This window comes from Nonomuraea terrae, from assembly GCF_004348995.1.
Classification (GTDB): Bacteria; Actinomycetota; Actinomycetes; order Streptosporangiales; family Streptosporangiaceae; genus Nonomuraea; species Nonomuraea terrae.
This window is the reverse complement of the sequence record NZ_SMKQ01000048.1, coordinates 1-26509: the sequence shown is the minus strand read 5'-3', so window position 1 is coordinate 26509 and position 26509 is coordinate 1. Positions and strand designations below refer to the sequence as shown.

At 71.7% G+C, this 26509-nt stretch carries 28 protein-coding genes; 9 read left to right on the top strand and 19 right to left on the bottom strand.

The window, feature by feature from the left end; all coding sequences use genetic code 11:
* Positions 1-31 precede the first annotated feature (31 nt).
* Positions 32-319: a hypothetical protein gene (locus E1286_RS18040; protein WP_132613969.1), complete on the bottom strand. Its 288-nt coding sequence runs from the start codon at positions 317-319 to the stop codon at positions 32-34.
* Positions 320-522: 203 nt separating this feature from the next.
* Here E1286_RS18040 and E1286_RS18035 point away from each other — a divergent pair, with 203 nt between their 5' ends.
* On the top strand, positions 523-1176 hold the full coding sequence (locus tag E1286_RS18035; protein ID WP_132613967.1) for an NIPSNAP family protein: 654 nt from the start codon (positions 523-525) through the stop codon (positions 1174-1176).
* Between the two features lie 18 nt (positions 1177-1194).
* Here E1286_RS18035 and E1286_RS18030 read toward each other — a convergent pair whose 3' ends face one another.
* From E1286_RS18030 to E1286_RS18020, 3 genes are read right to left on the bottom strand one after another with little or no spacing between them, the layout of a single operon-like run.
* Positions 1195-1869, bottom strand: coding sequence for a pentapeptide repeat-containing protein (locus tag E1286_RS18030; protein ID WP_132613965.1), 675 nt, complete (start codon positions 1867-1869; stop codon positions 1195-1197).
* A 4-nt stretch (positions 1870-1873) separates the two neighbouring features.
* Complete coding sequence (locus E1286_RS18025) at positions 1874-3352, bottom strand: glycoside hydrolase family 3 protein (RefSeq protein ID WP_132613963.1); 1479 nt, start codon at positions 3350-3352, stop codon at positions 1874-1876.
* Positions 3353-3378: 26 nt separating this feature from the next.
* Entirely contained in the window at positions 3379-4743 is a 1365-nt protein-coding gene (locus tag E1286_RS18020) for an alkaline phosphatase D family protein (protein WP_223190073.1), read from the bottom strand.
* Between the two features lie 125 nt (positions 4744-4868).
* Between E1286_RS18020 and E1286_RS18015 the strand changes: the two genes are divergently transcribed.
* The gene (locus E1286_RS18015; RefSeq protein ID WP_132613961.1) at positions 4869-5546 is read left to right on the top strand and encodes a TetR/AcrR family transcriptional regulator; all 678 of its coding nucleotides are present in this window, start codon (positions 4869-4871) and stop codon (positions 5544-5546) included.
* Entirely contained in the window at positions 5543-6223 is a 681-nt protein-coding gene (locus E1286_RS18010) for a DNA alkylation repair protein (RefSeq protein ID WP_132613959.1), read from the top strand. Before E1286_RS18015 ends, E1286_RS18010 begins: the two co-directional genes overlap by 4 nt.
* Here E1286_RS18010 and E1286_RS18005 read toward each other — a convergent pair.
* Positions 6216-7055 (bottom strand): LysR family transcriptional regulator, encoded by an 840-nt coding sequence (locus E1286_RS18005; protein WP_246074950.1) that lies wholly within the window; start codon positions 7053-7055, stop codon positions 6216-6218. The genes E1286_RS18010 and E1286_RS18005 overlap by 8 nt on opposite strands.
* 85 nt (positions 7056-7140) lie before the next feature.
* On the opposite strand from E1286_RS18005, the gene metE reads away from it, so the two are divergent.
* Entirely contained in the window at positions 7141-9282 is a 2142-nt protein-coding gene (gene metE / locus E1286_RS18000) for a 5-methyltetrahydropteroyltriglutamate--homocysteine S-methyltransferase (RefSeq protein WP_132613955.1), read from the top strand.
* A 67-nt stretch (positions 9283-9349) separates the two neighbouring features.
* Here metE and E1286_RS17995 read toward each other — a convergent pair whose 3' ends face one another.
* Genes E1286_RS17995 through E1286_RS17975 form a run of 5 tightly spaced genes read right to left on the bottom strand, consistent with a single transcriptional unit; the run spans position 9350 to position 14209 of the window.
* Positions 9350-10216 carry a carbohydrate ABC transporter permease gene (locus E1286_RS17995; RefSeq protein WP_246074946.1) on the bottom strand — a complete coding sequence of 289 codons (867 nt, stop codon included), beginning with the start codon at positions 10214-10216 and terminating at the stop codon, positions 9350-9352.
* Between the two features lie 48 nt (positions 10217-10264).
* Positions 10265-11176 (bottom strand): carbohydrate ABC transporter permease, encoded by a 912-nt coding sequence (locus tag E1286_RS17990; protein WP_132613951.1) that lies wholly within the window; start codon positions 11174-11176, stop codon positions 10265-10267.
* Positions 11176-12585, bottom strand: coding sequence for an N-acetylglucosamine/diacetylchitobiose ABC transporter substrate-binding protein (gene ngcE / locus E1286_RS17985; protein WP_132613949.1), 1410 nt, complete (start codon positions 12583-12585; stop codon positions 11176-11178). Before ngcE ends, E1286_RS17990 begins: the two co-directional genes overlap by 1 nt.
* Positions 12586-12604: 19 nt before the next feature.
* Positions 12605-13339 (bottom strand): sugar isomerase domain-containing protein, encoded by a 735-nt coding sequence (locus E1286_RS17980; RefSeq protein ID WP_132613947.1) that lies wholly within the window; start codon positions 13337-13339, stop codon positions 12605-12607.
* The gene (locus E1286_RS17975) at positions 13340-14209 is read right to left on the bottom strand and encodes a MurR/RpiR family transcriptional regulator (RefSeq protein ID WP_132613945.1); all 870 of its coding nucleotides are present in this window, start codon (positions 14207-14209) and stop codon (positions 13340-13342) included.
* Between the two features lie 79 nt (positions 14210-14288).
* Between E1286_RS17975 and E1286_RS17970 the strand changes: the two genes are divergently transcribed.
* A complete protein-coding gene (locus E1286_RS17970) occupies positions 14289-15233 on the top strand; it encodes an N-acetylglucosamine kinase (protein ID WP_165969786.1) in 945 nt (314 codons plus the stop codon).
* A gap of 10 nt (positions 15234-15243) precedes the next feature.
* On the opposite strand, the gene E1286_RS17965 is transcribed toward E1286_RS17970, so the two are convergent.
* Positions 15244-15567, bottom strand: a complete 324-nt coding sequence (locus E1286_RS17965; RefSeq protein ID WP_132613941.1) for a hypothetical protein — start codon at positions 15565-15567, stop codon at positions 15244-15246.
* A gap of 110 nt (positions 15568-15677) precedes the next feature.
* On the opposite strand from E1286_RS17965, the gene E1286_RS17960 reads away from it, so the two are divergent.
* Together E1286_RS17960 and E1286_RS17955 are read left to right on the top strand one after the other, a co-directional pair.
* Positions 15678-16154: a GntR family transcriptional regulator gene (locus E1286_RS17960; protein WP_165969785.1), complete on the top strand. Its 477-nt coding sequence runs from the start codon at positions 15678-15680 to the stop codon at positions 16152-16154.
* Positions 16155-16189: 35 nt separating this feature from the next.
* Positions 16190-16684, top strand: a complete 495-nt coding sequence (locus tag E1286_RS17955; protein WP_132613937.1) for a GntR family transcriptional regulator — start codon at positions 16190-16192, stop codon at positions 16682-16684.
* A 13-nt stretch (positions 16685-16697) separates the two neighbouring features.
* Here E1286_RS17955 and E1286_RS17950 read toward each other — a convergent pair whose 3' ends face one another.
* From E1286_RS17950 to E1286_RS17925, 6 genes are all read right to left on the bottom strand, one after another.
* The gene (locus E1286_RS17950; protein WP_246074945.1) at positions 16698-17516 is read right to left on the bottom strand and encodes a carbohydrate ABC transporter permease; all 819 of its coding nucleotides are present in this window, start codon (positions 17514-17516) and stop codon (positions 16698-16700) included.
* A complete protein-coding gene (locus tag E1286_RS17945; protein WP_132613935.1) occupies positions 17513-18397 on the bottom strand; it encodes a carbohydrate ABC transporter permease in 885 nt (294 codons plus the stop codon). The genes E1286_RS17950 and E1286_RS17945 overlap by 4 nt, the downstream gene beginning before the upstream one ends.
* The gene (locus E1286_RS17940; RefSeq protein WP_132613933.1) at positions 18397-19656 is read right to left on the bottom strand and encodes an extracellular solute-binding protein; all 1260 of its coding nucleotides are present in this window, start codon (positions 19654-19656) and stop codon (positions 18397-18399) included. Before E1286_RS17940 ends, E1286_RS17945 begins: the two co-directional genes overlap by 1 nt.
* 63 nt (positions 19657-19719) lie before the next feature.
* Complete coding sequence (locus tag E1286_RS17935; protein WP_132613931.1) at positions 19720-21081, bottom strand: cellulose binding domain-containing protein; 1362 nt, start codon at positions 21079-21081, stop codon at positions 19720-19722.
* A gap of 65 nt (positions 21082-21146) precedes the next feature.
* Complete coding sequence (locus E1286_RS17930; RefSeq protein WP_132613929.1) at positions 21147-21896, bottom strand: sugar isomerase domain-containing protein; 750 nt, start codon at positions 21894-21896, stop codon at positions 21147-21149.
* Positions 21893-22822: a MurR/RpiR family transcriptional regulator gene (locus E1286_RS17925; RefSeq protein ID WP_246074944.1), complete on the bottom strand. Its 930-nt coding sequence runs from the start codon at positions 22820-22822 to the stop codon at positions 21893-21895. The genes E1286_RS17930 and E1286_RS17925 overlap by 4 nt, the downstream gene beginning before the upstream one ends.
* Positions 22823-22883: 61 nt before the next feature.
* Here E1286_RS17925 and E1286_RS17920 point away from each other — a divergent pair, with 61 nt between their 5' ends.
* Together E1286_RS17920 and E1286_RS17915 are read left to right on the top strand one after the other, a co-directional pair.
* Positions 22884-23894, top strand: a complete 1011-nt coding sequence (locus tag E1286_RS17920) for an N-acetylglucosamine kinase (RefSeq protein ID WP_132613925.1) — start codon at positions 22884-22886, stop codon at positions 23892-23894.
* A 16-nt stretch (positions 23895-23910) separates the two neighbouring features.
* The gene (locus E1286_RS17915; RefSeq protein WP_132613923.1) at positions 23911-24537 is read left to right on the top strand and encodes a MerR family transcriptional regulator; all 627 of its coding nucleotides are present in this window, start codon (positions 23911-23913) and stop codon (positions 24535-24537) included.
* Between the two features lie 51 nt (positions 24538-24588).
* Here E1286_RS17915 and E1286_RS17910 read toward each other — a convergent pair whose 3' ends face one another.
* Positions 24589-25689, bottom strand: coding sequence for an acyltransferase family protein (locus E1286_RS17910; RefSeq protein WP_132613921.1), 1101 nt, complete (start codon positions 25687-25689; stop codon positions 24589-24591).
* Positions 25682-26509 (bottom strand): alpha/beta hydrolase (locus E1286_RS17905; protein ID WP_132613919.1); only part of this gene is annotated, 828 nt, incomplete at its 5' end. The genes E1286_RS17910 and E1286_RS17905, both read right to left, overlap by 8 nt.

Here is a 26509-nt window from a genome sequence, read left to right as displayed (position 1 = left end):
AGAGAGTGCTTGTGTGCGGAACGTCAGCCGGTCAGTCGAAGATGTACATCACCGTGATGCCGCCGTGGGCGGACGTCGCGGCGATGCCGTTGGTGTTGTTGACGTTGGTCGAGAAGCCCGCGCCGCGGATGCCGGCGAGGACGTCGCCGAAGTTGTTTCCCGTCTGGAGCGAGTCGCCGTTGGCGCTGCGGTTCACCCCCCAGTTGGCACCGGACCAGGGGCTGCGCCAGCCGTCGTCGGCATGAGCGGGGGCTGCCAGTAGTGCGCTGCCGCCGACCGCTGCGAGCATCGCCACGACGGCGGACGTCCTTTTGATCACTTCTGCTCCTTCGCCAGTGGGGAAAGCCTTCCGGGACGGGCGGACGCCGGGGCCCCGAGGCGCACGCCCTTCCTTTGACCTTCCTTGACCCCTGGGGATCAAGGCAGTGCGAGCATATAACCCTGCGTTGCCAATCGGTAGCTATGAGTAATCAGAATATTGTTCGACGGTCGGATGTCGGTGACCATGGCTACCATCCGCGCATGATCTACGAGCTGCGCAACTACACGATGCGCCCCGGACGGCGCGACGAGCTCATCGCGCTGTTCGAGCGCGAGTTCGTCGAGCCGCAGGAAGCGGTCGGCATACGCGTCACCGGCACCTTCCGCGATCCCGACGCGCCCGACACGTTCCCGTGGGTGCGGGCCTTCCCTGACATGGAGTCGCGCCGGGCGTCGCTCGAGGCGTTCTACGGCGGCCCCGTGTGGCGCGCGCACCGCGACGCGGCCAACGCCACGATGGAGAGCTCCGACGACGTGCTCCTGTTACGCCCGGCCGGCCCGGAGTTCCAGGTCTCGGAGCGTCCGCCGGTGGGCGCGGCCGAAGCCCCGCCGTCGTCGTACGTCGCCACGGTCTATCACGTCACGGATGGCTTCGCCGGTCTCTTCGCCCGTGCGGCGGCGCCGGTGCTGGCCGAGGCCGGGGTGCCGCCGGTGGCCTGTTTCGAGACCGAGCCCGCGCAGAACACCTTTCCGCGGCTGCCCGTACGGACCGGGGTGAAGGTGTTCGTGTGGTTCGCCCGTTTCGACACGCCGGAGGCGGAGCGGGAGGTGGACCTGCCGATGCTGGAGCCGTGCCTCACCGCCGCCCCCGTACGGCTGCGCCTGCGGCCCACGGCCCGCTCGTCGCTGCGCTGACCGTCTCCCCGCGGTCCGTCAGATGACGGTGAGGCCGCGGGCGGCGAGGATGGCGGCGGCCTGCGACTGGGTGATCACCGCGCCGGCCAGGGCGCGGAGCCTGGTGTCGTCGTCGATGTCGCCCAGGTCGGCGCCGCGCAGATCGGCCTGGGCGAAGACGGTCTTCAACAGGCGCGCGCCGATCAACCGGCAGTCCGTCAGGGTGGCCTGGGTGAAGTCGCAGCCGGCCAGGTCGGCGTCGTCGAAGCGGACGCCCTCGATGTGCTCGCGGCGGAACGAGCAACCACCGAGGTTGGCCAGCGTCAGGTTGCAGCCGGTCACGGTGAAGCCGGTGCCCCGCGAGCCGGTCAGGCAGGCGCCGATCATGCGGCAGCCGGTGAACGTGGCGTCGGTCAGCAGGGCGCCGCCGAACTGCGCCGACGACAGGTCGACGTCGGTGAAGGAGGCGTCGATGAGGTCGGCGTCGCTGAAGCGGGCCCGCATGCCGCCCCCGCCGGTGAACACGGCTCCGTCGAGGTCGGCCTTGCGGAAGTCGGTCTGCTCCAGCACGCACGACTCGAACCTGGCCCCGGCCAGAGACGCGCCCCACAGGTCGGCCTCGGTGAGGTCGCAGTCGTGGAAGACGTGCGTCTCCCCCGGCGCCAGGCGGTCGGCCAGGGGCTTGCGGGAGAGGTCCTCGCCGTCGAAGTTCACGATCTCAGAGCCTACCGCTCAGTGCCTCCGCCGCCGCCCGGCCGCAGGCGGGGGCCGAGCCGTGCGTGGCGATGTGCACGGCGCCCAGGTCGGCGCGGGCGGGCAGGCCCATCTCGACGACGACGGCGTCGGGGCGGGCGCTCAGCAGGTGGCGCAGGGCGTCGGCCTGCCAGGGGTGGCGGTGCGCGTCGCGGACCACGACGACCAGGGGCCGGTCGGCGGCCGTCGCGATCAGGCGTTCGAGTGTGGGGCCGGTCGCCTCGCCGGACGTGAGGCGGGTGACCGCGGTGCCGGGCACGAGGCGGGCCAGCGGCTCCCCCACACCCCACGGAGTCTTCTTGTCGATGGCCAGGTTCATCTCGGGCGCCAGCTCCACGACGTGCGCGGGATCCGCCAGCGGCAGGACCCGAGCGGTGGAGCGGCGCGTGATCCGGATCGCCCGCCGGGCGGCGACCAGCCCGATCCCGGGCTCCGCCGGGGCGGGGCTGCCCGAGGAGGTGGTCCAGGCGGCCAGCTCGCGGACCCTTCGAGCGGCGTCGGCCAGACGCTCCTCGGGCAGCAGCCCCTCGGCCACCGCCGCCGCGATCGCGTCGCGGATCCCGGCGGCGGTGGCCTCGTCGGCCCGCTCGCCGCCGACGCAGATCGCGTCGGCGCCGGCGGCTATGGCGCGGGCGGAGGCGCCCCCGATGCCGTACGCCCCCGACACCGCGGCCATCTCGATGCCGTCAGTGATGATCATGCCGTCGAACCCGAGCTCCTCCCGCAGCAGCCCGGTGAGCACCTTGGGGCTGAGCGTGGCGGGCCGCTCGGCGTCGTACGAGGGCACGAGCAGGTGACCGGTCATGACGGCTTTGACGCCCGCCGCGATCGCCGCGCGAAAAGGGCGCAGCGCCTCCTCGATGCCCTGCTCGGCGACCACGGGCACGCCGTGGTGGGAGTCGACCGAGGTGTCGCCGTGGCCGGGGAAGTGTTTGGCGCACGCGGCCACCCCGGCGGACTGCAGGCCGCGGACGAACGCCCGGGTGTGCCGGGCGACCAGATCGGGGTCGGCGCCGAAGGCCCGCAGGCCGATGACCGGGTTGTCCGGGTTGGAGTTGACGTCGGCCGAGGGCGCGAAGTCGATCGTGACGCCGGCCCTGGCCAGGTCGCCGCCGAGGTCCGCGGCCACGGCCTCGGTGAGCCGCACGTCGTCCACGACGCCGAGGGCGTACGCGCCGGGGCGGCCGCTGCCGGTGGCGGCTTCGAGCCGGGTGACCTCGCCCGACTCCTCGTCGGTGCCGACGAGCACCGCGGGGTTCTCGGCGCGCAGGACGGCGGTCAGCCGGGCGACCTGCTCAGGACCGGCGATGTTACGTGAGAACAGCACCACCCCGGCCAGCCCCTCGCCGAGCCGGCGGCGGATCCAGTCGGGTGGGCCGTGCCCGGCGAAGCCGGGCAAGAGGACGGCGTCGGCGAGGCGAAGCAGGTCACCGCTGAGGAGCATGCCCCTGAATCTAATAGGAAACTTTACTATTTGCTAGGGGCATTTTCTGACGTCAGCCCGTCTCCCCCTGTGCGGAACTCCGCGACGGTCGTGACGGGCGCGCCGGGCCGGTCGACGTGGTCGATCGCCCGGAAGGCCACCCGCAGCTCGTTGGAGCCCGCCGTGCCCGACAGGTAACCGCGGTGGCCGTCGAAGAACTTCAGGTGCGGGTTGGCGGCCAGCACGGCGGGGCCGTCGGTCGCCGGGGGCCTGCTGCTGATCGCGCTGGCCACGAACTCCACGCCCACCGTGGCCGAGCCCGGGTCGAGGAAGTCGGCCTTCAGCTCCCCGGCCCAGGCGTTGTGCACGTCGCCGCTGAGCACCACCAGGCCGGGCGCCCCCGCCGCCAGGATGCGCGCCCGCTGCTCCTGGTGACCGTCCCAGGAGTCGGTACGCAGGTTCGGCGCCGGCCCCGGCACGAAACGGCGGGCGAAGAACAACGGCTGCACCAGCACGCGCCACCTGACCCGCCCGGTGACCAGGCGGGAGATCAGCCACTCCTCCTGCGCGGCCCCGAGCATGGTGCCCGCGTCGCGGTGCTGGCGCACGTCGAGCACCAGGAAGTCGGCGACGGCGCCGTACGTCCGCCTGCGGTACATCTGCAGGCCGCCGCCCCGCGGGCGCACCCTGATCGGCTGGTTCTCGAAGTACGCCTGGTAGGCCGCGGCCCGCCGGCGCAGGAACGCCGCGGTGCCGTCGCCCGTGCCCCGGTAGTTGTTCGCGACCTCGTGGTCGTCCCAGGTGGGCACCCAGGGCGCGGCGGCGTGGGCGGCCCGCAGGTCGGGGTCGGACTTGTAGCGGGCGTAGCGCAGGCGGTACTCGGCCAGCGTGTCGGTCTCGCCGGGCAGCGTCCCGAGAGGGCGTACGACGTTCGCGGCCTGGCGTGACTCGTAGATGTAGTCGCCGACGTGGAAGACGACGTCGGGCCGCTCGGCCGCGAGGTGGCGGTAGGCGGTGTAGAAGCCGTGCTCGTAGCGCTGGCAGTTGGCCACGGCGAAGCGTACGGGCCGGGTGGAGGCCGGGTCGTCGGCCGTCCGCGTGCGCCCGACGGGGCTCTGCGCGCCGCTCGCCCTGAACCGGTAGTAGTAGTCGGTGCCGGGCTTGAGACCGGCGACCCTGACGTGCACGCTGTGCGCCCAGGCCGGCTGGGCCTCGGTGACGCCCTGGCGCAGCCCTCGCGTGAAGTGTTCGTCCTCGGCGAGCTGCCAGCTCACCTCGACGGCCCGCGCGGCCATGCCGCCGGGCCGGGCGGGATCGGCGCTCAGGGGGTCGACGGCCAAGCGGGTCCAGAGCATGACGCCGTCGGGCAGTGGCTCACCCGACGCGACGCCGAGGGTGAAAGGGTCGGCCATACTTTTCTATCGTGACCGAGGAACGGCAGGGTAAAGCTCACCAAGCGCTTGGTTTGCCCCCGAATGCCGCATGAGCTGGGCCGGTTGCGAGAACAAGCGATTGTCTGAGGGCTCATAATGGTGGCGTGACCACGCGAAAGAACTCCGGCACCGCCACCACGGCGAAGCGTCAGCGCACGACCTCGACGGGGTCGGCGTCCGAGCGCCGCGACCACCTCGTCAAGCTCGCCGCGGAGCTCTTCGCACGCAAGGGCTTCCAGGCCACGACCGTACGCCAGATCGCCGACGAGGCCGGCATCCTGTCCGGGAGCCTCTACCACCACTTCGACTCCAAGGAGACGATCGTCGACGAGGTGCTGTCCACCTTCCTCGACGACATCATCGCCCGCTACCGCGGCGCGCTCGACACGAGCACAGACGCCCGCGAGGTGCTCTCGGAGATGGTCCGCATCGGCTTCGCCACGCTGGAGCCGCACCGCGCCGCGATCACGGTGATGCAGAACGACTGGAACTACCTGCGTCAGTTCGAGCGCTTCAACTACCTGGTCAAGGCCGAGGAGGAAGTCGAGCAGATCTGGGTCGAGCAGATCAAGGCGGGGCAGGCGGCCGGGCTGTTCCGGGCCGACGTCGATCCCAAGCTGACCTACCGCATGATCCGCGACACGATCTGGGTGGCGGTGCGCTGGTTCCGCCCCGGCGGCAGGCTCAATCCCCACGCCCTGGCCGAGCACTACATCACGGTGCTGTTCGACGGTCTGGCCACCGGCGAGCGCACCACCCCCACCAGCGCCGCCGCGGGATGAGCCTCGGCAAGGCGGTCCGCCTGGCCCTGCAGGAGGCGGCCCAGCCCGGCAAGGCCGAGGTCATGCGGGCGTACATGAAGTCGTCGATGCCGTTCCTCGGTGTGCAGGCGGTGCCGCGGCGGGGGGCGCTGCGCAAGGTGTTCGCCGAGCACCGGCTGGCGACCGCGCCGGAGTGGCGGCGGGCGGTGTTGTCCCTGTGGCGCGAGGCCCAATACCGCGAGGAGCGCTACGCCGCGATCGAGCTGTCCGGTCACCACTTCTACCGGGAGTTCCAGACCCTCTACACGGTGCCGATGTACGAGGAGATGATCGTCACCGGCGCCTGGTGGGACCTCGTGGACGAGCTGGCCACCCACCGGGTCGGCGGCCTGCTGGCGGCCTACCCCGACACGATGCGGCCGCTCATGCTGGAGTGGGCGGGCGACGCCGACCTGTGGAAGCGCCGTACGGCGATCCTGTGCCAGAACCGGTTCAAGGCCCGCACCGACACCGCCCTGCTGTACGCGTGCATCGAGCCGAGCCTGTCCGACACCGACTTCTTCGCCCGCAAGGCGATCGGCTGGGCGTTACGCGAATACGCCAAGACCAATCCCGCCGAAGTGATCCGCTACGTCAAGGCCAAGGGCATCTCGGGCCTGAGCCGCCGCGAGGCGCTGAAGAACCTCTCCCTCACCTAGTCCACAGCGCCTCCTGCACCGCCTGCACGAGAGCCATCAGCTCCGGCGTGACGCGCTCCTTCGACCAGGCCAGGGCGTACGTGATGCGCAGGTCGCCCGCCTCCAGCGGCACGAACCGCAGGTCGTCGCGCCTGACCGTCCTGACCAGCAGGTGCGGGACGGGCAGCAGCCCGGCACCCGCGGCCACCAGGTCGAGCGCGGCGGCGAAGTCGTCCTCGGCCACCAGGCGCGCCCGGCCCGGCAGCCCCGCCCAGGGCCGACCGGCGGGCGTGAGCAGTACCTGTCCGGCCAGGTCCGCGGGCGTGACGCGCAGACTCGACGCCAGCCGGTGCCCCACCGGCACGGCCAGGTGGTCGACGGTGACATGGAACCTGGCCGCCGTGACGAGCCCGGCGGGCGCCGGGGTGGCCAGGATCGCGGCCGAGACCTCGCCGCCGGCCAGCGCCCGCGCCGCCTCCCCGCGCCCGGCCGCCCGCAACTCCACGCCGATCGCGGGCGTGCGGCTCGCGAGCCGCCTGGCGATGCGTGCCGCGAGCGCTCCGACCGGCGGTGGATAAGCGAGGTGAATGGTCGGCCGTGCCAGCCGGGCCGCCTCGGCGGTGAAGGCGCCGACCGACTCGATCACCTGCTCGGCGTACGCGAGGAGCGTCTTGCCCTCGGCGGTGAGCCGCACCTCGCGGGCGGTCCGGGCGAAGAGCCGGAGGCCGGTGGCGCGTTCGAGCCGGGTGATGGCCTGGCTCATGGCGGGCTGGGACATCCCGAGGTCGGCGGCGGCGGCCGAGAAGCTGAGCCTGGCGGCGACCCGCGTGAAGCAGTGGATCTCCCTGAGCATAAGCAGCACCAATACATGGTGCACCACTCGCCGGGCAGTCGGCAGGATGCCGAGCATTCTGATCCACCGTGCGAGGAGACGTAAGATGTCGGTATTTCCCCAGTCCACCGTGCTCGGATACCCGCGGATCGGGCCGCGCAGGGAGCTGAAGCGGGCGCTGGAGTCGTACTGGGACGGGCGGTCCGGCCGGGCGGAGCTCGAGCGGACGGGCGCCGAGCTGCGGGCCAGGACCTGGCGCCGGCTGGCCGAGCTGGGGCTGGAGGGGCTGCCGTCGAACACCTTCTCGCTGTACGACCAGGTGCTGGACACGGCGGTCATGCTCGGCGCGGTGCCGGAGCGGTATCGCGCGGCCGAGGACCCCTACTTCGCGATGGCGCGCGGCACCGAAGGGCTCGCGCCGCTGCGGATGACGAAGTGGTTCGACACGAACTACCACTACATCGTGCCGGAGATCGGCCCCCGGACCGTGTTCAAGCTGGACGCGGGCAAGCCGCTCGGCGAGGTGCGCGAGGCGCGCGCGCTCGGCTTCGAGACGCGTCCCGTCGTGGTGGGGCCGGTGACGTTCCTGCTGCTGGGCTCGGCGCTGGACCGGCTGGAGGAGGTGCTGGGCTGTTACGCGGAGCTGCTCGCCGCGCTGGCCGCCGAGGGGGTGGCGTGGGTGCAGCTCGACGAGCCGGCGCTGGTGGCCGACCGCACCCCGGAGGAACTGGCCGCGGTACGCGACGCCTACGAACGGCTGGGGGCGCTGTCCGAGCGGCCGGGACTGTTCGTGGCCTCCTACTTCGGCGACCTCGGCGAGGCGCTGCCGGTGCTGGCCGCCACGCCCGTGGAGGCCCTCGGGGTCGACCTGGTCAGGGGCGGCGTGCCGGAGATCGACCTGACCGGGAAGACCGTGGTCGCGGGGGTGGTGTCGGGACGTGACGTGTGGCGGACCCCGCCCGAGCGGGCCCTCGCCGCGCTGGGCGCGATCAGGGCCTCGCGGGTGACGGTGAGCACGTCCTGCTCGCTGCTGCACGTGCCGTACGACGTCGAGGCGGAGTCGGGGCTCGACCCGGCGCTGAAGGAGCGGCTGGCGTTCGCGGAGCAGAAGGCGGCCGAGGTGGTGGCGCTGGCCCGGGGCGATGTCCGCGGCGTGCCGGTGTCCCTGCCGTCCGAGGCGGCGCCGGCGCCGGTCGCGGCCGAGGGGCGCGGCCCGTACGCGGTGCGCGCCGCCGCGCAGGGCGACCGGCTGCGACTGCCGCCGCTGCCGATCACCACGATCGGGTCGTTCCCGCAGACCGGCGAGCTGCGCGCGGCCCGCGCCGCCGCGGCCGCCGGGACGCTGCCCCAGCAGGACTACGAGCGGCGGGTCGAGGCCGAGATCGAGCGGGTGATCCGGCTGCAGGAACGGCTCGGGCTCGACGTCCTCGTGCACGGGGAGCCCGAGCGCAACGACATGGTGCAGTACTTCGCCGAGCACCTCGACGGGTTCGCCGTCACCGCGAACGGCTGGGTGCAGTCGTACGGCTCGCGCTGCACCCGCCCGCCCCTCCTGTACGGCGACGTCAGCCGGCCCGCGCCGATCACGGTGCGGTGGGCGCGGTACGCCCAGTCGCTGACGGACAAGCCGGTCAAGGGCATGCTCACCGGGCCGGTCACGATCGTGGCCTGGTCGTTCGTCCGCGACGACCTGCCGCTGCGCGACGTGGTGTTCCAGGTGGCCGACGCCGTCCGGGAGGAGGTGCGCGACCTGGAGGCCGCCGGAGTGCCGATCGTCCAGGTGGACGAGCCGGCGCTGCGCGAACTGCTGCCGCTGCGGCGGGCGGCGCAGGGCGGCTACCTGGAGTGGGCGGTGGCGGCGTACCGGCGGGCCACCTCGGGGGCGGGCGACCGCACGCAGATCCACACCCACCTGTGCTACTCGGACGCCGACGAGATCCTGGCCGCCATCGACGCTCTGGACGCGGACGTCACCACGATCGAGTCGGCCCGGTCGGGGGCTCGCATCCTGGGCGCGGTGGACGCGTTCGAGCGCGGCCTCGGTCCGGGCGTCTACGACATCCACTCGCCGCGCGTGCCCTCCGCGGAAGAGGTCGAGGACCTGCTGCGCAGGACCCTGCGGGTGCTGCCGGCCGAGCGCGTGTGGATCAACCCTGACTGCGGGCTGAAGACGCGGACGTACGAGCAGGTCGAGGCGTCGCTGGCGAACGTCGTGGCGGCCACGCGCAGGCTGCGGGCCGAGCTCTAGCGGCGACCGCCGCCGGTGAACGGGGTCGGTGGGTGGAGCAGCGGGAACTGCCCCACCCAGGCCGACGTCATTTCAGCGCGCCCGCCGTCAGGCCGGACTGGATCTGGCGCTGGAAGACCGTGTAGACGACGAGCATGGGGAGGATGGCCAGCGTCAGGGCGGCGAACAGGGCCGCCCAGTCGGCGTCGTAGCCGGCGGCGGTGGAGATGTCGGCGATGCCCTGACTCAGGACCCATTTGTCGCGGTCCTGCAGCAGGATCAGCGGGATCTGGTACTGGTTCCACTGGCCCAGGATGTTGAAGATCGTGATGCTGATGATGCCGGGTTTGGCCATCGGCATCATGATCTGGAAGAACACCCTGGTGTGCGAGGCGCCGTCCACCATCGCGGCCTCCCCGACCGAGGTCGGCAGCGTACGGAAGAACGCCGCGAGGAAGAAGATGGTGAACGGCATCGAGTACGCGATGTACACCAGCACCGCGCCCGCGTGCGTGTTCAGCCCGATGAACTGCCCGATCAGCGGGACGTTGCCCATGTTCTGGACCACGAAGAACAGCGGCGACAGCGCCAGGAAGAACGGGAACGCCAGGCCCGCGACGAACAGCGTGTAGATCGTGCGGTTGCCCCGGAAGGGATAACGCGCCAGCACGTACGCCGCCATCGAGCCGACCAGCATCGTGCCGAACGTGCTGAACGACACCACGATCACACTATTGATCATGTACTGGCCGATGTGGGCCTGCTCCCAGGCCCTGGCGAAGTTGTCCCAGCGCAGCGTCTCAGGGAGCGACCACGCCGAGCCGAAGATCTCGTCCTCGCTCTTGACCGAGGCCAGGAAGGTCCACAGGAGCGGCACCAACACCAGCAGGGTCCAGATCACCAGCGCGAGGTGCGTCAGCACGCCCAGCGGCCCCAGCCGCCGCCTCCGCTCCACACGGGCGACGCTCCTTGAGGGCGCAGCCGAGGTCATCGTTGCCATTTCTCAGTACTCGATTCGTTCACGCCGCGACAGGCGCAGCGACAGGATCGCGAAGCCGACGGTGAACAGGAACATCACCACGCCCAGGGCGGAGGCGTAGCCGAAGCGGAAGTAGCCGAAGGCGTTGCGGTAGATCTCGGCCGCCATCACCGTGGTCGACCAGTCGGGGCCGCCCTGCTGGACGGTCATCACCCAGACGATCGCGAAGACGTCCATGGCGAGGATGCCCAGATAGACCCAGGCGACCTGGACGGTGTCCCACAGCAGCGGCAGCGTGACGCGGAAGAACATGCTGACCCGGCCGGCCCCGTCGATCTGCGCGGCCTCGAACATCTCCTTGGGGATGCTCGCCAGGCCGGCCGAGAAGAGCACGACGTAGAAGCCGACCGCCTGCCAGACGAGCACGCCCAGCACCGACCAGAACGCGAGGCCCGAGTCGGACAGGAACCCGATCGGGTTGATCCCGAGCGCCATCAGCGGCCCGTTGAGCATGCCGCTGGCGTCCGGCCGCAACACCTGCTGGAACAGGACCGCCACGATCGTGACGGCCAGGACCTGCGGGAAGAAGAAGACCACCCGGTAGAAGGTGGACCCCCGGATCCCGGACACGCCCTGCCGCCCGCCCACGTTGAGCAGGAAGGCGAAGAACAGGGCGATGACGATCGTGATCACCGGTAGCAGCACGAGCAGCGCGGCGTTGTGGCTGACGGCCTTCCAGAAGACGTTGTCACCGAGGAGCCGCTCGAAGTTCTCCAGGCCGATGAACGCCGGCGTGGCGGACACGCCACGCCAGTCGGTCATCGCGATGTAGAACGCCTGGACGTTCGGGGAGATCACGTAGACGAGATAAAGGATCACCGGGGCTGCCAGGAACGAGGTGATGAACAGCCCGCGGCGATACCTGTTGAAAGTCATTACCGGGTGAACTTCTTGATCGAGGAGTCGTTCTTGATCTCGTCGGCCTTCTTCTGCATGCGCTCGAGATAGGCGTCCGGGGTCAGGCCACCGGTCATGAGCTCGCCAGTGGCGGCCTTGCACTCGTCGTTGAGCTGGCCGTACCAGGCGAAGATGCGGTAGTAGACGGTGTTGGTGCCCGCCGCCGCGACGGCCTGGGTGGCGCTGGTGACGCCGGGCGAGATCTCGCGGCCCTCGCTGGCGCCCTTGACCACGGTGAGGGTGGTGACCAGCTCGCTGAAGTCGCCGGCCGCCTTCTTCGACAGCATGGCGCGCAGGTACTCCATGCCGGCCTGCGGGTGGGCGCTCCTGGCCGAGACCATGAAGTTCTCCCCCGGCTGGGTGTGCAGGGTGCCGTACGGCAACGCGTCGGAGCCGGTGATGTCGGGGATGGGGAACATCGCGTACGCGAAGTCGTCCGGGGTAGTGGACTTCTGCTCGTTCTCCAGCCACGAACCGCAGGGCAGCATGGCGACCTGGAACTTGTTCTGCGCGGTCTGCGTCTGCACGTGGTCGAGGCCGGCGGTGCCCTGCATGAGGTATTTGGCGCCCACCTCGGCCATGTTCTCGGCCGCGGTCTTCATGGCGTCGACCTTCCAGGCGCCGTCCTCGAGGTTGTCGATGTTGACCAGCACCTCGTTGCCGGCGATCTTCGCGGCCATGGTGAGCAGCGGCTCGTAGGCGTACTGCGGGTGCTTGCCTGCGTAGGTGAAGGGAGCCATCTCGCCGGACTTCTTGATGGTCTCGCAGAGGGCGAGGAAGGCGTCCCAGGTCTTCGGGACCTCCCAGCCGTTGTCGGTGAAGACCTTCTGCGAGTACCAGATGCCGTGGATGTAGTTGACGTAGCCGAGGACGCTGAACTTGCCGTCGTAGGTGCCGATCTCGATGACGGACGGGTCGATGGTGTCGCGCACCTTGACGTTGGGGTCGTCCCACGAGGGCGCGTCGAGCAGCGGCGACAGGTCCTGCAGCTGCCCGTCCTGGGCCAGGGCGCCGAAGTCCATCATGTCGGCGCCGGCGTTGTCGATCACCTCAGGAGGGTTCCCGCCGGCGAAGCGCGGCTGGAGGATCTTGGTGATCTCCTTGGTGACGTTGTGCTTGATCTCGACGTTCGGATACTTGCTCTTGAAGAGCGGCTGGTGGATGTCGGTGGCGTACTGGTGGCCGAAGCCGCCGTCGAAGATCCAGACCTCCAGCGGCTTGTCTCCCACGCCGAGCGGGTTGGCCGCGCTGGTGGCGGCCGGCGCCGCGGAGGCGGTCTGGGCCGGCTGGGAGGCGGGGGCGGCACACGCGGCCAGCGCCCCGGCCGCGGGCACGAGCGCCGCGGCACGAAGAAGATCACGCCTGCTGAGGTGGGGGGTGGAAGGCATATCGACTACTCCTGACTTTTCATGATCCGCGCCTGATGCGCCCTGCGTATCGGCTCTCCAGTGCCTTGTTGTGCTCGTCGCCGCCGGCCACGTTGGCCGACAGGTAGATGGGCGGCGTCTCGCCGAGCGCAACGAGCTCGTCCACCGCCTCGGTGACCACCATCTGCGCCAGCAGCGCGGAGGTGATCGTGGAAACCGCGCCGTAGCTGCCGCCCCCGGGCAGCTCCAGGACGGCGTCGCCGTACGGCGCGCCGTTGTCCAGCACGACGTCGGCCAGGTCGAGCAGCTTGCGGCCCGACGGGTGGCGCGAGGTCATCCGGGTGCTGTGCTCGACCGAGGTGATCGCGATCAGCGGGTGGCCGCGATCCTTGACGATCCGGGCCAGCTCCACCACGGTGCCGTTGACGCCCGAGCTGGAGACGAGCACGAACACGTCCTCCGGCGCGACCGGCGCGAGGTCGTAGATCTCCTGCGCCACGGCCGGGTCGCGCTCCAGCTCCGAGGTCAGCACGCTCGGCGGCTTGCCGCCGTACAGGACGAGGTCCCTCGGCGTGAGGCGGTTGCTCGGGACGAGGCCACCGGCCCGGCCGGCGATCTCCATGGCGATGGCCTCGGAGTGCCCGGAACCGAAAGCGTTTACAACGCCTCCGGCCCTGATCGCGGCCACCAGCAGCGCCGCGGCCTCGCCCACCGGCCCCGCTTGACTCTCGGCGACCTGGCGGGCCAGGTCGAGGACCTTGGATGCGTACGTCATTCAGCCTCTCTCCACGCGGTGGCTCTCCACTGCGCTGATCGTGCGCTCGAACGCCTCGTTCGTCCGCTCGTAGGTGCGCTGGGCGACCGCCACGTACACGGCGTCCAGCACGAACAGCTGCGAGTGGACGGCGGCCAGCCCGCCGAGCCGGAACGTGGTCTCCCTGCTGGCCGTGGTGAGCACCAGGTCGGCCAGGTCGGCCAGCGGGGAGCGGGCGAAGGAGGTGACCGCGACCGTCGTGGCGCCGTGGCTGCCCGCCTCCGCCAGCGCCTCCATGACCTCGCGGGTGCGTCCTCTGTGGCTGATGCCGACGGCCACGTCGCCCGACTTGAGCAGCGCCGCCTCCGACAGCGCCACGTGGGCGTCGCCCGCGCCGTAGGCCGGGATGCCGATCCTGCGCAGCCGCCCTTCGAGCATGGTGGCGACGTTGCCGCTGGTGGACACGCCGGCGAGGAGCACCCGCGGTGCCGCCACGACGGCGTCGGCCACCTGGGCGACGCCGTCGAGGTCGAGCCCGGCCGCGGTGTCCTGGATGAGCCGGGTGTCGGCCGCCGCCATCACCTCGATGGCGGCGTCGAGCGGATCGTCGGGGCCGATCTCGTGGCCGACCCCCGCGCCCCAGCCCGCCTGCGCGGCCCGGCCGGTCTCGGTGGCGAGGGCGACGCGCAGCTCCGCGTAGCCCGAGAACCCGAACGCCCGGCAGAATCTGGTCACCGTCGCGGGGGAACTGCCCGCGCGCTCGGCCAGCGCGATGATCGTCGAGCGGGCCGCCTCGGCCGGGTCGCCGAGGATCACCTCGCCGACTCTGCGCAAGGCCTCCGGCAAGCCGGGTAGTTCTGTTTCGACGCGCCCGAGCGCTCCTGAAGTCACGAATATTCCTTCCGAATACTCGGTCTTCTGGCGAAAATTATTCTTGCTTATGGGCCACGTCAAGCCCCAGACTCTGACCGTGACCGAATCGCTAGTGGTCGGTGTGGATGCCGGTGCCACCTCTACCCGGGTCGCCGTCCACGCGCTCGACGGCACGCGCGTCGGCTATGCGCGGGCGGGTGCGGGCAATCCGAGCGCCCACGGGCTCGGCAGGTCGGTGGCGGCGATCGAGACGGCGCTCGGCGCGGCGCTGCCGCCCGGTGACGGGCGTCGCGTGGTCGCCTCGGTGGCCGGGGTGGCGGGGCTCGTGGACGAGCTGGCGCCCGAGCTGGCGAAGGTCTGGGCCGCGGTGGGCATCGCCGAGGGGCCGCGGTGCACGGGCGACGTGCCGATCGCGTACGCGGCGGGCTCGCCCGAGCCGGACGGCTCGCTGCTGCTGTCGGGCACGGGCGCGGTGGCGGCCAGGATCGCGGGCTTCCGGCAGGAGGTGATCGCCGACGGCCTGGGCTGGCTGCTGGGCGACGCGGGGTCGGGCTTCTGGATCGGGCGCGCCGCCGCCAAGGCCGTGGTGGCCGCCCTGGACCAGGAGCGGGCCGAAGGCGTGCTGGCGGACCTCGTCGTGGCCGACTTCCTCGGCGACGAGCGGCCCGCCGGGCAGCGCCAGGTGGCCAACCGGATCGTACGGCTGGCGCAGGCCGACCACATGCGGCTGGCGTCGCTGGCGCGGCCGGTCAGCCGGGCCGCTGAGCAGGGCGACCCGACGGCCGCCGAGATCACCCGGGAGGCGGCCCGCCACCTGGTGACCACGCTGCGGCGGGTGCACGTGTCGGGGCCGGTGGTGCTCGCCGGCAGCGTCCTGACGAACGACGGGCCCGTACGGCGGGCGGTCACGGAGCTGCTCGCGGGCGAGACCGTCACGACGGCGGGCGACGCGGCGGGCGCGGCCGCCTGGCTGGCCGCCCGCGACCTCCTCCCCGAGACCACCGCGAGATCCCTGCACACCGCCTTCACCGCCGGCCCCTGAGGCGAGCCTCTTACCTGGCCGCTCCGGCGAGGAGCATGGCCCAGACCGCCAGCGTCTTGACGGGACGGCCGTGGGCGCATTCGTCGATCAGGGTCTTGCCGTTCATCCGGCGGGTGCGGCGGATGAACGCCTGGCCGTGGGCGTAGCAGAGCTCGTAGAACGTCGGCTGGCAGTCGCACGTGTAGGCGCGGACGCGGGCGTAGCCGCCGTTGCGGACGGGCTCCCAGTCGAGCTCGGTGCAGCCGGGGACGTCGGGCACGTGGGCCGAGTGGAACCGGCCCTCCTCCGCTGGGAGGTCCTCCGCGGGGCCGTCACCGGGTCGATTACTGATCACGGAGGAACCATATCTCTGGTCGTCTGCTCTTGTCTGCATGGAGCGCTCAATCTGTCTGAACAGACAGCACGATATGAGAGCTCTCGCCCGTCTTGGCCTATGTTGCCTACGTGCTCGACTACGAAGGGGACACCCACGTCTACATCCAGATCGCCGACATCCTGCGACGCCGGGTCTCCGGGCTCGCCGCCGGATCTCCGGTGCCGAGCGAGGCCGAGATCCAGCAGGAGTTCGGCGTCGCCAGGACCACCGCCCGGCGGGCGGTGAACCTGCTGCGGGAGGAGGGCCTCCTCTACACCGTGCAGGGAGAGGGGTCCTTCGTCGGCCCGCCGGCGGGAGCCCCGCGCCAGAAGCGGAAGATGCCGATCTACCAGCAGATCGCGGCGGACGTCAGCGGTCAGATCAAGGCGGGCGAGCTCCTCCCACGGCGCCCCATTCCGGGCGAGACGGCGCTGGTCAAGCAGTACGGCGTCGCGCGCGAGACCGTACGGCGGGCCATGGCGCTGCTGCGCGAGCAGGGCTGGATCTACACCGTCGCCCAGCGCGGCAGTTACGTCTCCCCGAAGGAGTCGTGGCCGGAGGAGTGATTCGCCTGCTCGCTCGTATCTAGACGTCTACGCTTATGAGCGTGCTCGACCGCGATGGCCCCATCCCCCTGTACGTGCAGGTCGCCGACGTGATCCATGAGCGGATCGCCGGCGGAGAGCTGCGCACCGGTGAGCCCGTGCCGAGCGAGGCGGCGCTGGAGGCGGAGTTCGGCATCGCGCGGACCACCGCGCGCAACGTGGCCAGGGAGCTGCGCAGGCGGCGGCTCGTCCACACCGTCCGCGGCGAGGGCACGTTCGTCGGGCCCGCGGGCGTGCCCCGGGTGAAGCCGACGAGGGCTCTGCACGCCCGCATCGCCGAGGACCTGGTCGCCCGGATCAGGCGCGGCGAGCTCCGGCCCAACCGGCCGATCCCCAGTGACACGACGTTGATGCGGCAGTACGGCGTCGCCCGGGGCACCGCGCGGCGAGCCGTCTCGCACCTGCGGGAGCGGCGCTGGGTCGTCACGGTGCCGCAGCGGGGCACCTACGTGTGCGATCCCGGAGAGTGGCCCGAGGAAGCGTCCGGGTGACCCGCGGCGGCGCTCACCCCTTGACCGCTCCCGCCGTCATCCCGGTGCCGACGTTGCGCTGCAGGAACAGGAAGAGCAGCAGGGCCGGCAGCGCGAACAGGCTGGCGGCGGCCATCGTGGCGCCCCAGTCGGTGCCGAACACGTCGCGGAACGACGACAGCCACACCGGCAGCGTCCGCTGGTCCTGGTCCTTGATGATCAGCACGTTGACGAACGCGAACTCGTTCCACGCCGTGATGAAGCCGAACAGCGAGGTCGCCATCAGGCCCGGCGCGAGCAGCGGGAACACCACCCGGCGGAAGGCCGCCATCCGGCTGCACCCGTCCACCTGGGCGGCCTCCTCCAGCTCCAGGGGGATCGCGTCCAGGAACCCGCGCAGCGTGACGATCGTGAACGGCAACGTGATCATGAAGTAGACGCCGGTCAGCATGGCCAGCGAGTCGAGCAGGTCGGTGTCGCGGGCGATGATGAACACCGGCACCAGCAGCGCCTCCCACGGCGCCATCTGCGCGGCGAACACCGCCACGACGAACACGCCTCTCCCCCGCCACCGCATCCGCGCGATCGCGAACGACGCCAGCAGCGCCACGATCAGCGCCAGCAGCACCGCGCCCACGGTGACCAGCAGGCTGTTACGCCAGTAGGTCCAGAACCCCGGTGCGTTGATCGCCGTGACGAAGTGGTCGAACGTCGGATCGGCGGGCCAGAACGTCGGCGTGGGCGACTGGATGTCCCTGGTCGGCTTGAACGCGGTCAGGAACATCCAGTAGACCGGGAAGATCGTGGTCACGAGTACGGCGACGGCCGCCGTGTTGAGCAGGAGCCTCTTCACTGACGCACCATCCTGCGCAGGTTGCTGACCAGGGCGATCGCCAGGATGACGACCGTGAGCATGGCCACCGCCGAACCGAGGTCATAGCGGTGCAGCACCCGCGCGATCTTGAAGGCGTACACGGGCAGGGTGGTCGTGGCGTCGTCGGGGCCGCCCTGGCTGAGCACCCAGATCTGCGGGAAGCACTTGGCCACCCAGATGACCTCCAGCGACGCGACCAGGGCGAACAACGGGCGCAGGATCGGGAAGGTGATCTGCCGGAACACCTGCCAGCCGGTGCCACCGTCGATCCTGGCCGACTCGTACAGCTCCGCCGGGATCGTGGTGAGCCCGGCGTAGAGGGTGAGCGCGGCGAACGGCACCGACTGCCACACCACGAGCACGACGAGCACGGCGAACGTGGCGGTGCCGTTCGCGAACCAGGTGTAGCCCTGGAACGACTCGAGGCCGAGTGTGACCAGCAGCCAGTTGACCAGCCCCAGCTCCGACTGGAACAACCACTGGAAGACGGTCGTGGCGGCGATGATCGGCATGGCCCAGGCCAGCGCCAGGGCGCTCATGAGGGCCAGGCGCAGGCCGCGGCCGAGGCGGACCATCATGAGCGCGATGCCGGTGGAGAGCCCCACGATGAGCACCACGTTGATCGCCGTCCACACGGCCGTGCGCAGCAGCACCTCCCAGAACTCGGTGCCGGTCAGCAGCTCCGCGTAGTTGTCCAGCCCGACGAAGACCGCGCCGCCCCTGATCAGCTCCCCCATGCGGAAGTGCTGGAACGAGATCACCGCCGCCTTGAACAGCGGATAGAGCAGGAGGAAGGCCCCGCCCACCACCGCCGGCGCGATGAGCAGGTAGGGCCAGTACGACCGGGTCCTGGCCCACATCAGGATCCGCTGTTCAACGTCGTGGTGATCGACTCGGAGACCTTCTTCGCCTCCGTCGCGGGGTCGGCGCCGGTGAGCACGGCGGTCATGTACTGCTTGATCATCGAGGTCGCCTCGACGGCGGCCCAGTTCGGGGTGTTCGGGGTGGCGCGGCCGTTGGCGGCGCCCACGGCCATGGCCGCGGTGCCCTCGTCGCCCGACAGCACGCCGGCCAGCGACGTGCGGTTCGGCACGAAGCTCATGGTGGTGGCGAGCTCGGTCTGGAACTTCTCCCCCGCCAGCGCCTTGACCAGCTCGTACGCCTCCGTCTGGTGCTGCGAGGCGACCGGGATGATGAGGTCGGAGCCGCCGGTGAAGACGGTGCCGGGCTTGTCGGCGGTCTTGCCGGGGATGGGGAAGAAGCCCATCTTGTCCTTCATCCCTGGCTCGACCTCCAGCACGCGGGCGGCGGCGCCGGGGACGGCGACGATCTGGGCGACCTTGCCCTGGGCGAAGACCTCGTGCTGGGGCGGGGTGGCCTCGTCGGCGTCCTTGGGGCCCTTGCCGAGCGCCTGCAGCTGCTTGTAGAACTGCATGCCGGCCATGGCCTGGGGGGTGTCGAGCGCGCCCTTCCACTGGCCGTTCTCCTGGACGGCCAGGTCACCGCCCTCGTCCCAGACGAAGCCGGCGAGGGCGTACCAGGTCTGGCCGGTTAAATAGATGCCCTGATTTCCGTCTTTATTGAGTTTTGTCGTGACTTCTATCCATTCGTCGCGGGTTTTCGGGTGTTCTGTGATGCCGGCGTCGGCGAACAGGTCCTTGTTGTAGACGACCACGCGGTTGGCGGCGTACCAGGGGATGCCGTACTGCTTGCCGTCGATGTTGCCCGGCTGGGCCAGGCCCGGCAGCCAGTCCTCGCCCTTCAGGTCGGCGATCTTGCCGGTCAGGTCGGTCACGCCGCCGCTGGCCGCGTACTGGGCGATCTGGGTGTTGCCCACCTCGATCACGTCGGGGGCGTCGGTGCTGGCCAGGGCGGCGGTGACGCGCTCGCCGATGCCGTCCCACGCCTGGATCTGGATGTCGAGGTCGATGCCCTGGTGGGCCGCCTCGTACTCGGTCTCGAACTTCTTCAGCAGGTCCTGCGTGACGCTGCCGTCCATGATCCAGGCGGTCAGCGTCGTGGAGGCGGCCCCCGAGGCCGCCCCGGGCTCGGGCTCACCGCCGCCGCCGCACGCGCTGAGCGCGAACACGGCCGCCAGGGCAAGAATGCGGTATTTCATGGTGTTCCTTCTGGTGGGGGGTGGACCCGCGCCCGCCCCCTGCGGGGACGGGCGCGGGACGGTTCACGGGCTGGGAACGGTGTCCGTGAAGGAGGTGCCGGCCGTGCGCAGGGCTGCGACCCGGCTCAGGACGTCGGCGGGCGCGACGACCTCGTTCTTGCTGTGGTAGACGTAGTCGACCTGCTGCCGGTACGTACGGGTCCCCGTCGCGCCCTGCAGATCGATGAACCACTGGTTGAACATGATCCACATCGGGGTCTCGGGGTAGTACATGTCACCGTGGTCGGCGAAGAGCCGGCCGTCCACGTAGTACTTGATCCGGCCGCCCGCGACCTGGATGACGAGGTCGTGCCAGCCGGCGAAGGACGTGCGCTCGGCGGTGTGGGTGTTGACCGCCTGCCACGGGTCGCCCTGGTAGGTCTCCCAGCTGGTGGCGTAGAGGATGGTGGACGGCTCGCCCCAGCCGCCGTTCGGCAGGTACTCGAAGTCGAGCTCGCCGTAGTTCGGGTCGAGGCTGAAGGCCAGCGGGGTGATGGTGAAGAACGTCTGCACGACGTGCTCGCCGTCCGGGCCGCTGGTGGGAGCGTCGCTGAAGCGCACCCGGGCGGCGTAGGTGCCCTCGTGGAACTTGCGGGCGGCGGTGGACAGCTCGGTCTGCACGGTCCCGGCGGCGGTGCCGTTCGTGGAGGAGTCGAGGGTCAGCAGGCCGCCGGGGAACGACACGGCCGACGGCGACCAGGTCGCGCCGGGCACGCCCGGCCCGCCCGAGCTGGAGCGCACGGTCCAGCCGCGCTGCGACAGCAGCGGGTCGGCCGGCCCGGCGTAACTGAAGTCGTCGAACAGCACGCCCCTTCCGCCCGGCGGGTTGGTCGGCGGGTCGGTCGGGTCCGGGTCGCCGCCCGTCGGCTCGCCCCACGCGAGCTCCCCGCCGACGTAGACGGTGATCTTCTCCCAGTCGGAGTACGCGGTCTGCGGGCCGTAGGAGTAGTCGTCGCTCTGGGTGAACGTCTGCCAGTCGGCGCGGTAGAAGCGCAGTTGCAGGTCGCTGGTGTTCCGGCCCGGGGCCAGGCTGCCGGAGGTGAAGCCGACCTCCAGGTACTGCCCCGAGCCCTCCTGCCGGACGAAGGCCCCCGTGACCGTCGAGCAGCTCACCACCGCCCATGAGCAGGCGAAGCGGTAGGTCTCGGTTCCGGTCAGGTAGTAGCGGATCTTGACCTGGTTCAGCGGGATCGTGGTCGTCCCGTCGTTGAACAGGCGCAGCCAGGGCTCGGCCTGGGCGGTGGTGGCGCCGGGCGCGCTCGTGCGGTACTGGAGGCGGACGGCCTGGTCGGCGCTGGCCGGGGCGACGACGGCCAGCGCGCCGACGGCGGCGAGCAGGAGGGTGAGGGACAAGGAGAGGAGCAGTTTTCCGAAATTTCGGGACATGGCGGGGGTCTCCTTGGGTGTGTGGTCCCCGGATGTCGTGCGTGCCCCTTAGGCGTGGGGCCGGGTCAGGCGCCGCGGCGGATACGGCCCGCGTACAGCGCCTCCAGCCGGAGGTTGTGCGCGTCACCCTCGGGGACGTTGGCCGAGAGGTAGACGGGCGGGACTTCGCCGGCTTCGAGCAGGTTGCGTACGGTCTGGATGACGACGAGCTGGGCGAGCAGGGCGGAGGTGATCGTGGAGACGGCTCCGACGGAGGCGCCTCCCCCGGGCAGGGACAGGACGGCGTCGCCGTACGGCGCACGGTTGTCCAGGACGACGTCGGCCAGGTCGGCGAGCTTGCGCCCCGAGGGGTGGCGGGAGGCGACGGCTGCGCCGTGGGCGCGCGAGGTGATCGCGATCAGGTCGTGACCGCGCTCCTTCACGAGAGTGGCGAGCTCGACGACGACGCCGTTCACGCCGGAGTTGGAGATGATGACGAACAGGTCGTGGTCCTGGACCGGCGCCAGGTCGAGGATGGTGCGGGCGATGGTGGGGTCGCGTTCGAGGTCGTAGCGGTCGAGCTCGGAGCGGGGCGCGTCGCCGTGCAGCACGATGTCGCGCAGCGCGAGGCGGTTGGTGGGCACGAGACCGCCCGCGCGGCCGGCGATCTCCATCGCCACCGCCTCGGAGTGGCCCGAGCCGAACGCCTGGATGACGCCGCCCGCGGTCAGGGCCTTGGTGAACAGGTCGGCGGCGCGCGGGATCTCCGGGTCCTCGGGGATGACCCGCACGAGGTCGGCGACGTGCCCGGCGTAGTCTTCGCGGCTTACTGTCATGACTCCTCTTCTGGAAGGCCCTGCTGGGGAAGGTGCTGCTCGGAAAGATGCTGCTCCGGTGGACGCTGCTCCGGTAGACGGTGTCCGGCGACGGCGCGGACCGTGACGTCGAAGGCCTGCTTGGTCCGCTCGTAGGTGCGCTGGGCGACCGACACGTACACGACGTCGAGCACCAGCAGCTGCGAGTGAATGGCGGCGAACCCCTCCGACCGGAAGCTGGTCGCCCGGCTGGCCGTGGTGAGCACCAGCTCGGCCACCTCGGCCAGCGGCGAGCGGGGCTGCGAGGTGACGGCCACGGTGATCGCGCCGTGGCTGCCCGCCTCCGCGAGCACCTCGATGACCTCGCGCGTCCTGCCGCTGTGGGAGATGCCGATGGCCACGTCGCCCTGGCCGAGCAGCGCCGCGTCGGTGAGCGCGGTGTGGGCGTCGGACCTGCTCCAGGTCGGCACCCCGATGCGCTGCAGGCGGTACTCCATCTCGCTGGCCACCGCCGCGCTGCTCGACACCCCGAACAGCAGCACCCGGCCCGCCCGCGCCACGGCCTGGGCGACCTTGTCGACGACGGCGAGGTCGAGCTGGTCGCGCGTCTGCTGGATCAGCCGGATGTCGTTGGCGGACACGACGCCGAGCACCCGGTCGAGGCTGTCGTCGGGCAGGATCTCCTGGCCGATGTCGGTCTCCCAGGTCTGCTGCGCCACCCGCCCGGTCTCGGTCGCGATGGCCACGCGCAACTCGGCGTACCCGGTGAAGCCCAGGGCGCGGCAGAAACGGGTGATGGTGGCGGTGGACGTCCCGCTCCGCTCGGCCAGATCGACGATGGTCATCCGGGCGGCGTCGGCCGGGCCGCCGAGAATGGCGTCGGCCACTTTGCGCAGCGCCTCGGGCATGTCGTGCCGGTCGGTCGCGATGCGGTTGAGGAGGTCCACGCGGCGATAATTATGCCCATATCTGGTGCAGTCAAGGGGCATTTGGGCAATAATTTTTGACATGCAGCTGGTGCTGGGCGTCGACGCGGGCGGCACATCCTCGCGGGCCGCGCTGTTCACGGTGGAGGGCGAGCCGGTGCGGCGCGGGTCGGCCGGCGGAGCCAACCCCGTCACGCTCGGCATGGAGGCCGCCTCCGCGAACCTCGCCGAGGCCGTGTGGGCGGCGCTGTCCGGGGTCTCGCCGTCGCGGGTGAAGGCGGTGGTGGTCGGGCTGGCCGGAAACCCGGCGCTGTGCGCGTCCCTGTCCGACCGCGTCCTGCGCGCCGCCCTCCCAGAAGCCTTTCCCGCGCGAACGGAGGACGCCGCCCCGCGCGTGCGTACGGTGGGCGACGTCGTGACCGCGTTCGTCTCCGGCACGGCGTCGCCGTCGGGCACCGTGCTGATCTCGGGCACGGGGGCCGTGGCGGCGAGCATCCGCGGTCATGCGCCGGTCGCCACCGCCGACGGATACGGCTGGCAGCTCGGCGACGAAGGCTCGGCCTTCTGGATCGGCCGCGCCGCCGCCCGCACCGCCATCCGCGCCGCCGCCGCCACCCCGGGCCCGCTCACCTCCCTGGTCGTCCGCCACCTCCTCGGTGAGGGCGCCTCCACCACCCACGGCGATCCGGTGGCGCGGCTGGCGGAGGCGGTGCACGCGCGCCACCCCTTGGCGCTGGCCGAGCTGGCGCCGCTGGTGAGCCGGGCGGCGCGAGCCGGCGACCCGGCGGCCGTGTCGATCGTCGAGGAAGCCGCACGCCGCCTGGTCAGGACCGTCTCGGCGGTGCACGAGCCGGGCCTGCCGATCGTCCTGTCCGGCGGCGTCCTCACGCCTGAGGGCCCCGTACGGGATGCCGTACGAGATCTCCTGGAAGGCGCCGGGACGGTCACCGTGGCGGGCGACGCCGCGGGGGCGGCGGCCTGGCTGGCCGCGCAGGCGTTCCTGGACCTACGGGAGTCGCGCGCCCGCCATGCCCGCTTCACCGGAGCCCGGCCGCACGGGGAGCGAGCCAGAAGCGGGACGGAGAGTGGATAGCGTTATTATCTGCCGGATGCGGATCTCGGAGCTCAGCGTCAGGTCGGGTGTCGCGATCCCGACGATCAAGTACTACCTGCGCGAAGGGCTGCTGCACCCGGGCGAGCAGACCGCCGCGACCAGGGCCGAGTACGACGACTCCCACCTGCGGCGGCTGCGCCTGATCCGCACCCTGCTCGACGTCGGCCGGCTCTCGGTCGCCTCCATCAAGAAGGTCGTCGCCGCCGTCGACGACCCGTCGCTGCCGATGCACGTGACGCTGGGCACCGCCCACAACGCCCTGAGCGCGCCCGTCGAGCCCGAGCCCGGCGACGAGTGGCGGGCGGCGCGCGCCCAGGTCGACGCTCTCCTCGGCGACCTCGGCTGGGAGGTCGCCCCGGCCGCGCCCACCCGTGACGAGCTGGCCCACACCCTGGTCCGGATGCGTCAGCTGGGCCTGCGGATCGACCTGGCGCCGTACGCGGAGGCGGCGCGCAGGCTGGTGGCGGAGGTGGAGATGGACGCGATCCCGTTCGACGGCCCGCGCGACGCCGCCGTCGAGGCGATGGTGCTCGGCACGGTCCTGTACGGCCGGGCGCTCGACACGCTGCGCCGCATGGCCCAGGAGTCCGAGTCCGCCCTCCGCGTCACCCCCGCGCGGTAACCGGCCAGCAGGCCGAGTCGGTCCCCCCGTCACCCCCGCGCGGTGAAACGCTCAACCGGCCGCACGGCGTTCGTGGACGTGGAACGCGGTGCAGCAGACCAGCAGCACCGCTGCGAACACCGGCAGCCAGGCCGGCCGGGCCAGCACCCAGCCGAGCCCGTCGGGAGCGGTGTGCAGGCCGGGCAGTCTCCCGGCGAGCAGGGCGACCGAGGCGACCGCGATCGTCGCGGTCTGGTGCCAGAGGAAGATTGTCATCGCGGCGAGGTTGGTGAGCGCCACCGCGCCCCAGGCCGCCGGGCGGCGCAGCAGCCGCCGCAGCGGGCCGAGCAGCAGCACGGCCGCGCCGCTCTGGGCGAGCCCGAAGGCGACGGCGGCGAGTGAGGGCGGGTCGAGGTTCGACAGCGGCGCCCCCGGCACGCCGACCATGGCGGCTGGGTAGCCGCCCCAGGTGACGAGCGCCACGGCCGCAGCCCCACCCCCGGCCAGCAGCGCCCATCCCGCCGCGCGCCCCGGCAGGCCGCGACGGGCCCAGGCCGCCCCCATGCAGTACGGCACCAGCCACCCGGCCACCACGTTGACCCACCCGAGCCCATCCGCTCCGTCCACGGTGAACCGCGCCAGATCGACCACCCCGACCACGGCGAGCGGCCAGGCCGGATGCAGCCGTGACACCAGCGGAGTCGCCGCGGTCAGCGCGGCGAACACCAGCAGGAACCACATCGGCGACAGCACCAGCTTGACCAGCGCCCACACGCTCTCCAGCTCGGCGCCCCAGGCCAGCATGGCCGGCGCCGCCACCGCCCACACCGCCACCAGGGCCGCCGCCGGCCGGAACAGCCGGGCCGCCCGCCCCGCGAGCCACCGCCCGTACGACACGCCGCGCGCCCGGGCACGGAGGTGACCGCGCGTCGCCACCAGACCGCCCACCAGGAAGAACACCGCGAGCGTCTGGAACACCCAGGACACCGGGGCGAGCTGCGGCATGGACCGCAGCGGGCTGGCGACGCGGACCGTCCCGCTCTCCATGACCAGCGCGGTCACCAGCCAGTGCCCGATCACCACGCCGAGGACGGCCAGGGCGCGCAGCGCGTCGAGCGCGCGGTCGCGATCGGCGGGCGTCGCGGCGTCGAGCCGCGTGAGCAGGTCACGCATCGCCGCCGGCCCGTCCGCCAACGATGCGCGCGATGCTCGCCAGCGCCGCGGACCCGGCAGCCAGGTAGTCGCCGTGCCCGCCGCCGCCCGCGGCGAAGACCCGGGCGCCGAACCCGGGCGCGACCGGGTCCTCGCCGAGCCCGACCGTGGCGAACGGCAACGCGATGGAGGCGTGCGGCAGGCCGCCGATCCAGTCCCCCGCCGTGCGGCCGGCCCACACCGTGGCACGGGTGCGCAGCGCGGCGGCGTCCGGCACGCCGGCGCCGGGGCTGCCGAACAGGACGAGGTGGGCCACGTCCAGTCCCGGCGCGGCCCGGCCGCACACGACGGAGCCGTACGAGTGGCACAGCAGCGAGATCCTGGCGCCCGGTTTGGCCGCGGCCAGCTCGCGGACGAAGGCGCGCAGGCGGGGGGCGGCCTCCTCGGCGCGGCCGGGGGTGACCGCCTGGAGGCTCACGCCGTTCGGCGTGGCGTACCCGAGCCAGGCGACGACGGCCGACCGGTCGCCGAGCGCGTCCTTGAGGCTCGTCGAGCCGTCGCGCAAGGCTCGGTACTTGTCCAGGCTGATGCCGGCGCCGGGCACCAGCACGGCGATGCGCTCGGCGCCGGCCAGATCGCCGAACACCTCGACGGTCCGGCCGCCGTCACGTCCGTCGAACGACAGGAAGCGCCGCGCGGGGTCGGCCATCGCGCGCACCACGGCGGCGCGCCGGTGGTCGCCGTGCCGGGCCGCCGCCCGTTCGGCCGCCAGGATCTCGGCGCGGCCGGCGGCGTACCGCTCGGCGAGTGCGGCCGGGGTCGCGACCAGCGGGGGCACGGG

Bases quoted from the DNA above. Each gene is read 5' to 3' on its own strand.
- E1286_RS17920 (WP_132613925.1), top strand. From the start codon at position 22,884: ATGCAGCTGGTGCTGGGCGTCGACGCGGGCGGCACATCCTCGCGGGCC.
- E1286_RS17940 (WP_132613933.1), bottom strand. From the start codon at position 19,656: ATGAAATACCGCATTCTTGCCCTGGCGGCCGTGTTCGCGCTCAGCGCG.
- E1286_RS17915 (WP_132613923.1), top strand. From the start codon at position 23,911: ATGCGGATCTCGGAGCTCAGCGTCAGGTCGGGTGTCGCGATCCCGACG.
- E1286_RS17930 (WP_132613929.1), bottom strand. From the start codon at position 21,896: ATGACAGTAAGCCGCGAAGACTACGCCGGGCACGTCGCCGACCTCGTG.
- E1286_RS17935 (WP_132613931.1), bottom strand. From the start codon at position 21,081: ATGTCCCGAAATTTCGGAAAACTGCTCCTCTCCTTGTCCCTCACCCTC.
- E1286_RS17955 (WP_132613937.1), top strand. From the start codon at position 16,190: ATGAGCGTGCTCGACCGCGATGGCCCCATCCCCCTGTACGTGCAGGTC.
- E1286_RS17980 (WP_132613947.1), bottom strand. From the start codon at position 13,339: ATGACGTACGCATCCAAGGTCCTCGACCTGGCCCGCCAGGTCGCCGAG.
- E1286_RS17910 (WP_132613921.1), bottom strand. From the start codon at position 25,689: ATGCGTGACCTGCTCACGCGGCTCGACGCCGCGACGCCCGCCGATCGC.
- ngcE (WP_132613949.1), bottom strand. From the start codon at position 12,585: ATGCCTTCCACCCCCCACCTCAGCAGGCGTGATCTTCTTCGTGCCGCG.
- E1286_RS18025 (WP_132613963.1), bottom strand. From the start codon at position 3,352: ATGCTCCTCAGCGGTGACCTGCTTCGCCTCGCCGACGCCGTCCTCTTG.
- E1286_RS17945 (WP_132613935.1), bottom strand. From the start codon at position 18,397: ATGTGGGCCAGGACCCGGTCGTACTGGCCCTACCTGCTCATCGCGCCG.
- E1286_RS17990 (WP_132613951.1), bottom strand. From the start codon at position 11,176: ATGACTTTCAACAGGTATCGCCGCGGGCTGTTCATCACCTCGTTCCTG.
- E1286_RS18010 (WP_132613959.1), top strand. From the start codon at position 5,543: ATGAGCCTCGGCAAGGCGGTCCGCCTGGCCCTGCAGGAGGCGGCCCAG.
- E1286_RS18035 (WP_132613967.1), top strand. From the start codon at position 523: ATGATCTACGAGCTGCGCAACTACACGATGCGCCCCGGACGGCGCGAC.
- metE (WP_132613955.1), top strand. From the start codon at position 7,141: ATGTCGGTATTTCCCCAGTCCACCGTGCTCGGATACCCGCGGATCGGG.
- E1286_RS18020 (WP_223190073.1), bottom strand. From the start codon at position 4,743: ATGGCCGACCCTTTCACCCTCGGCGTCGCGTCGGGTGAGCCACTGCCC.
- E1286_RS18005 (WP_246074950.1), bottom strand. From the start codon at position 7,055: ATGCTCAGGGAGATCCACTGCTTCACGCGGGTCGCCGCCAGGCTCAGC.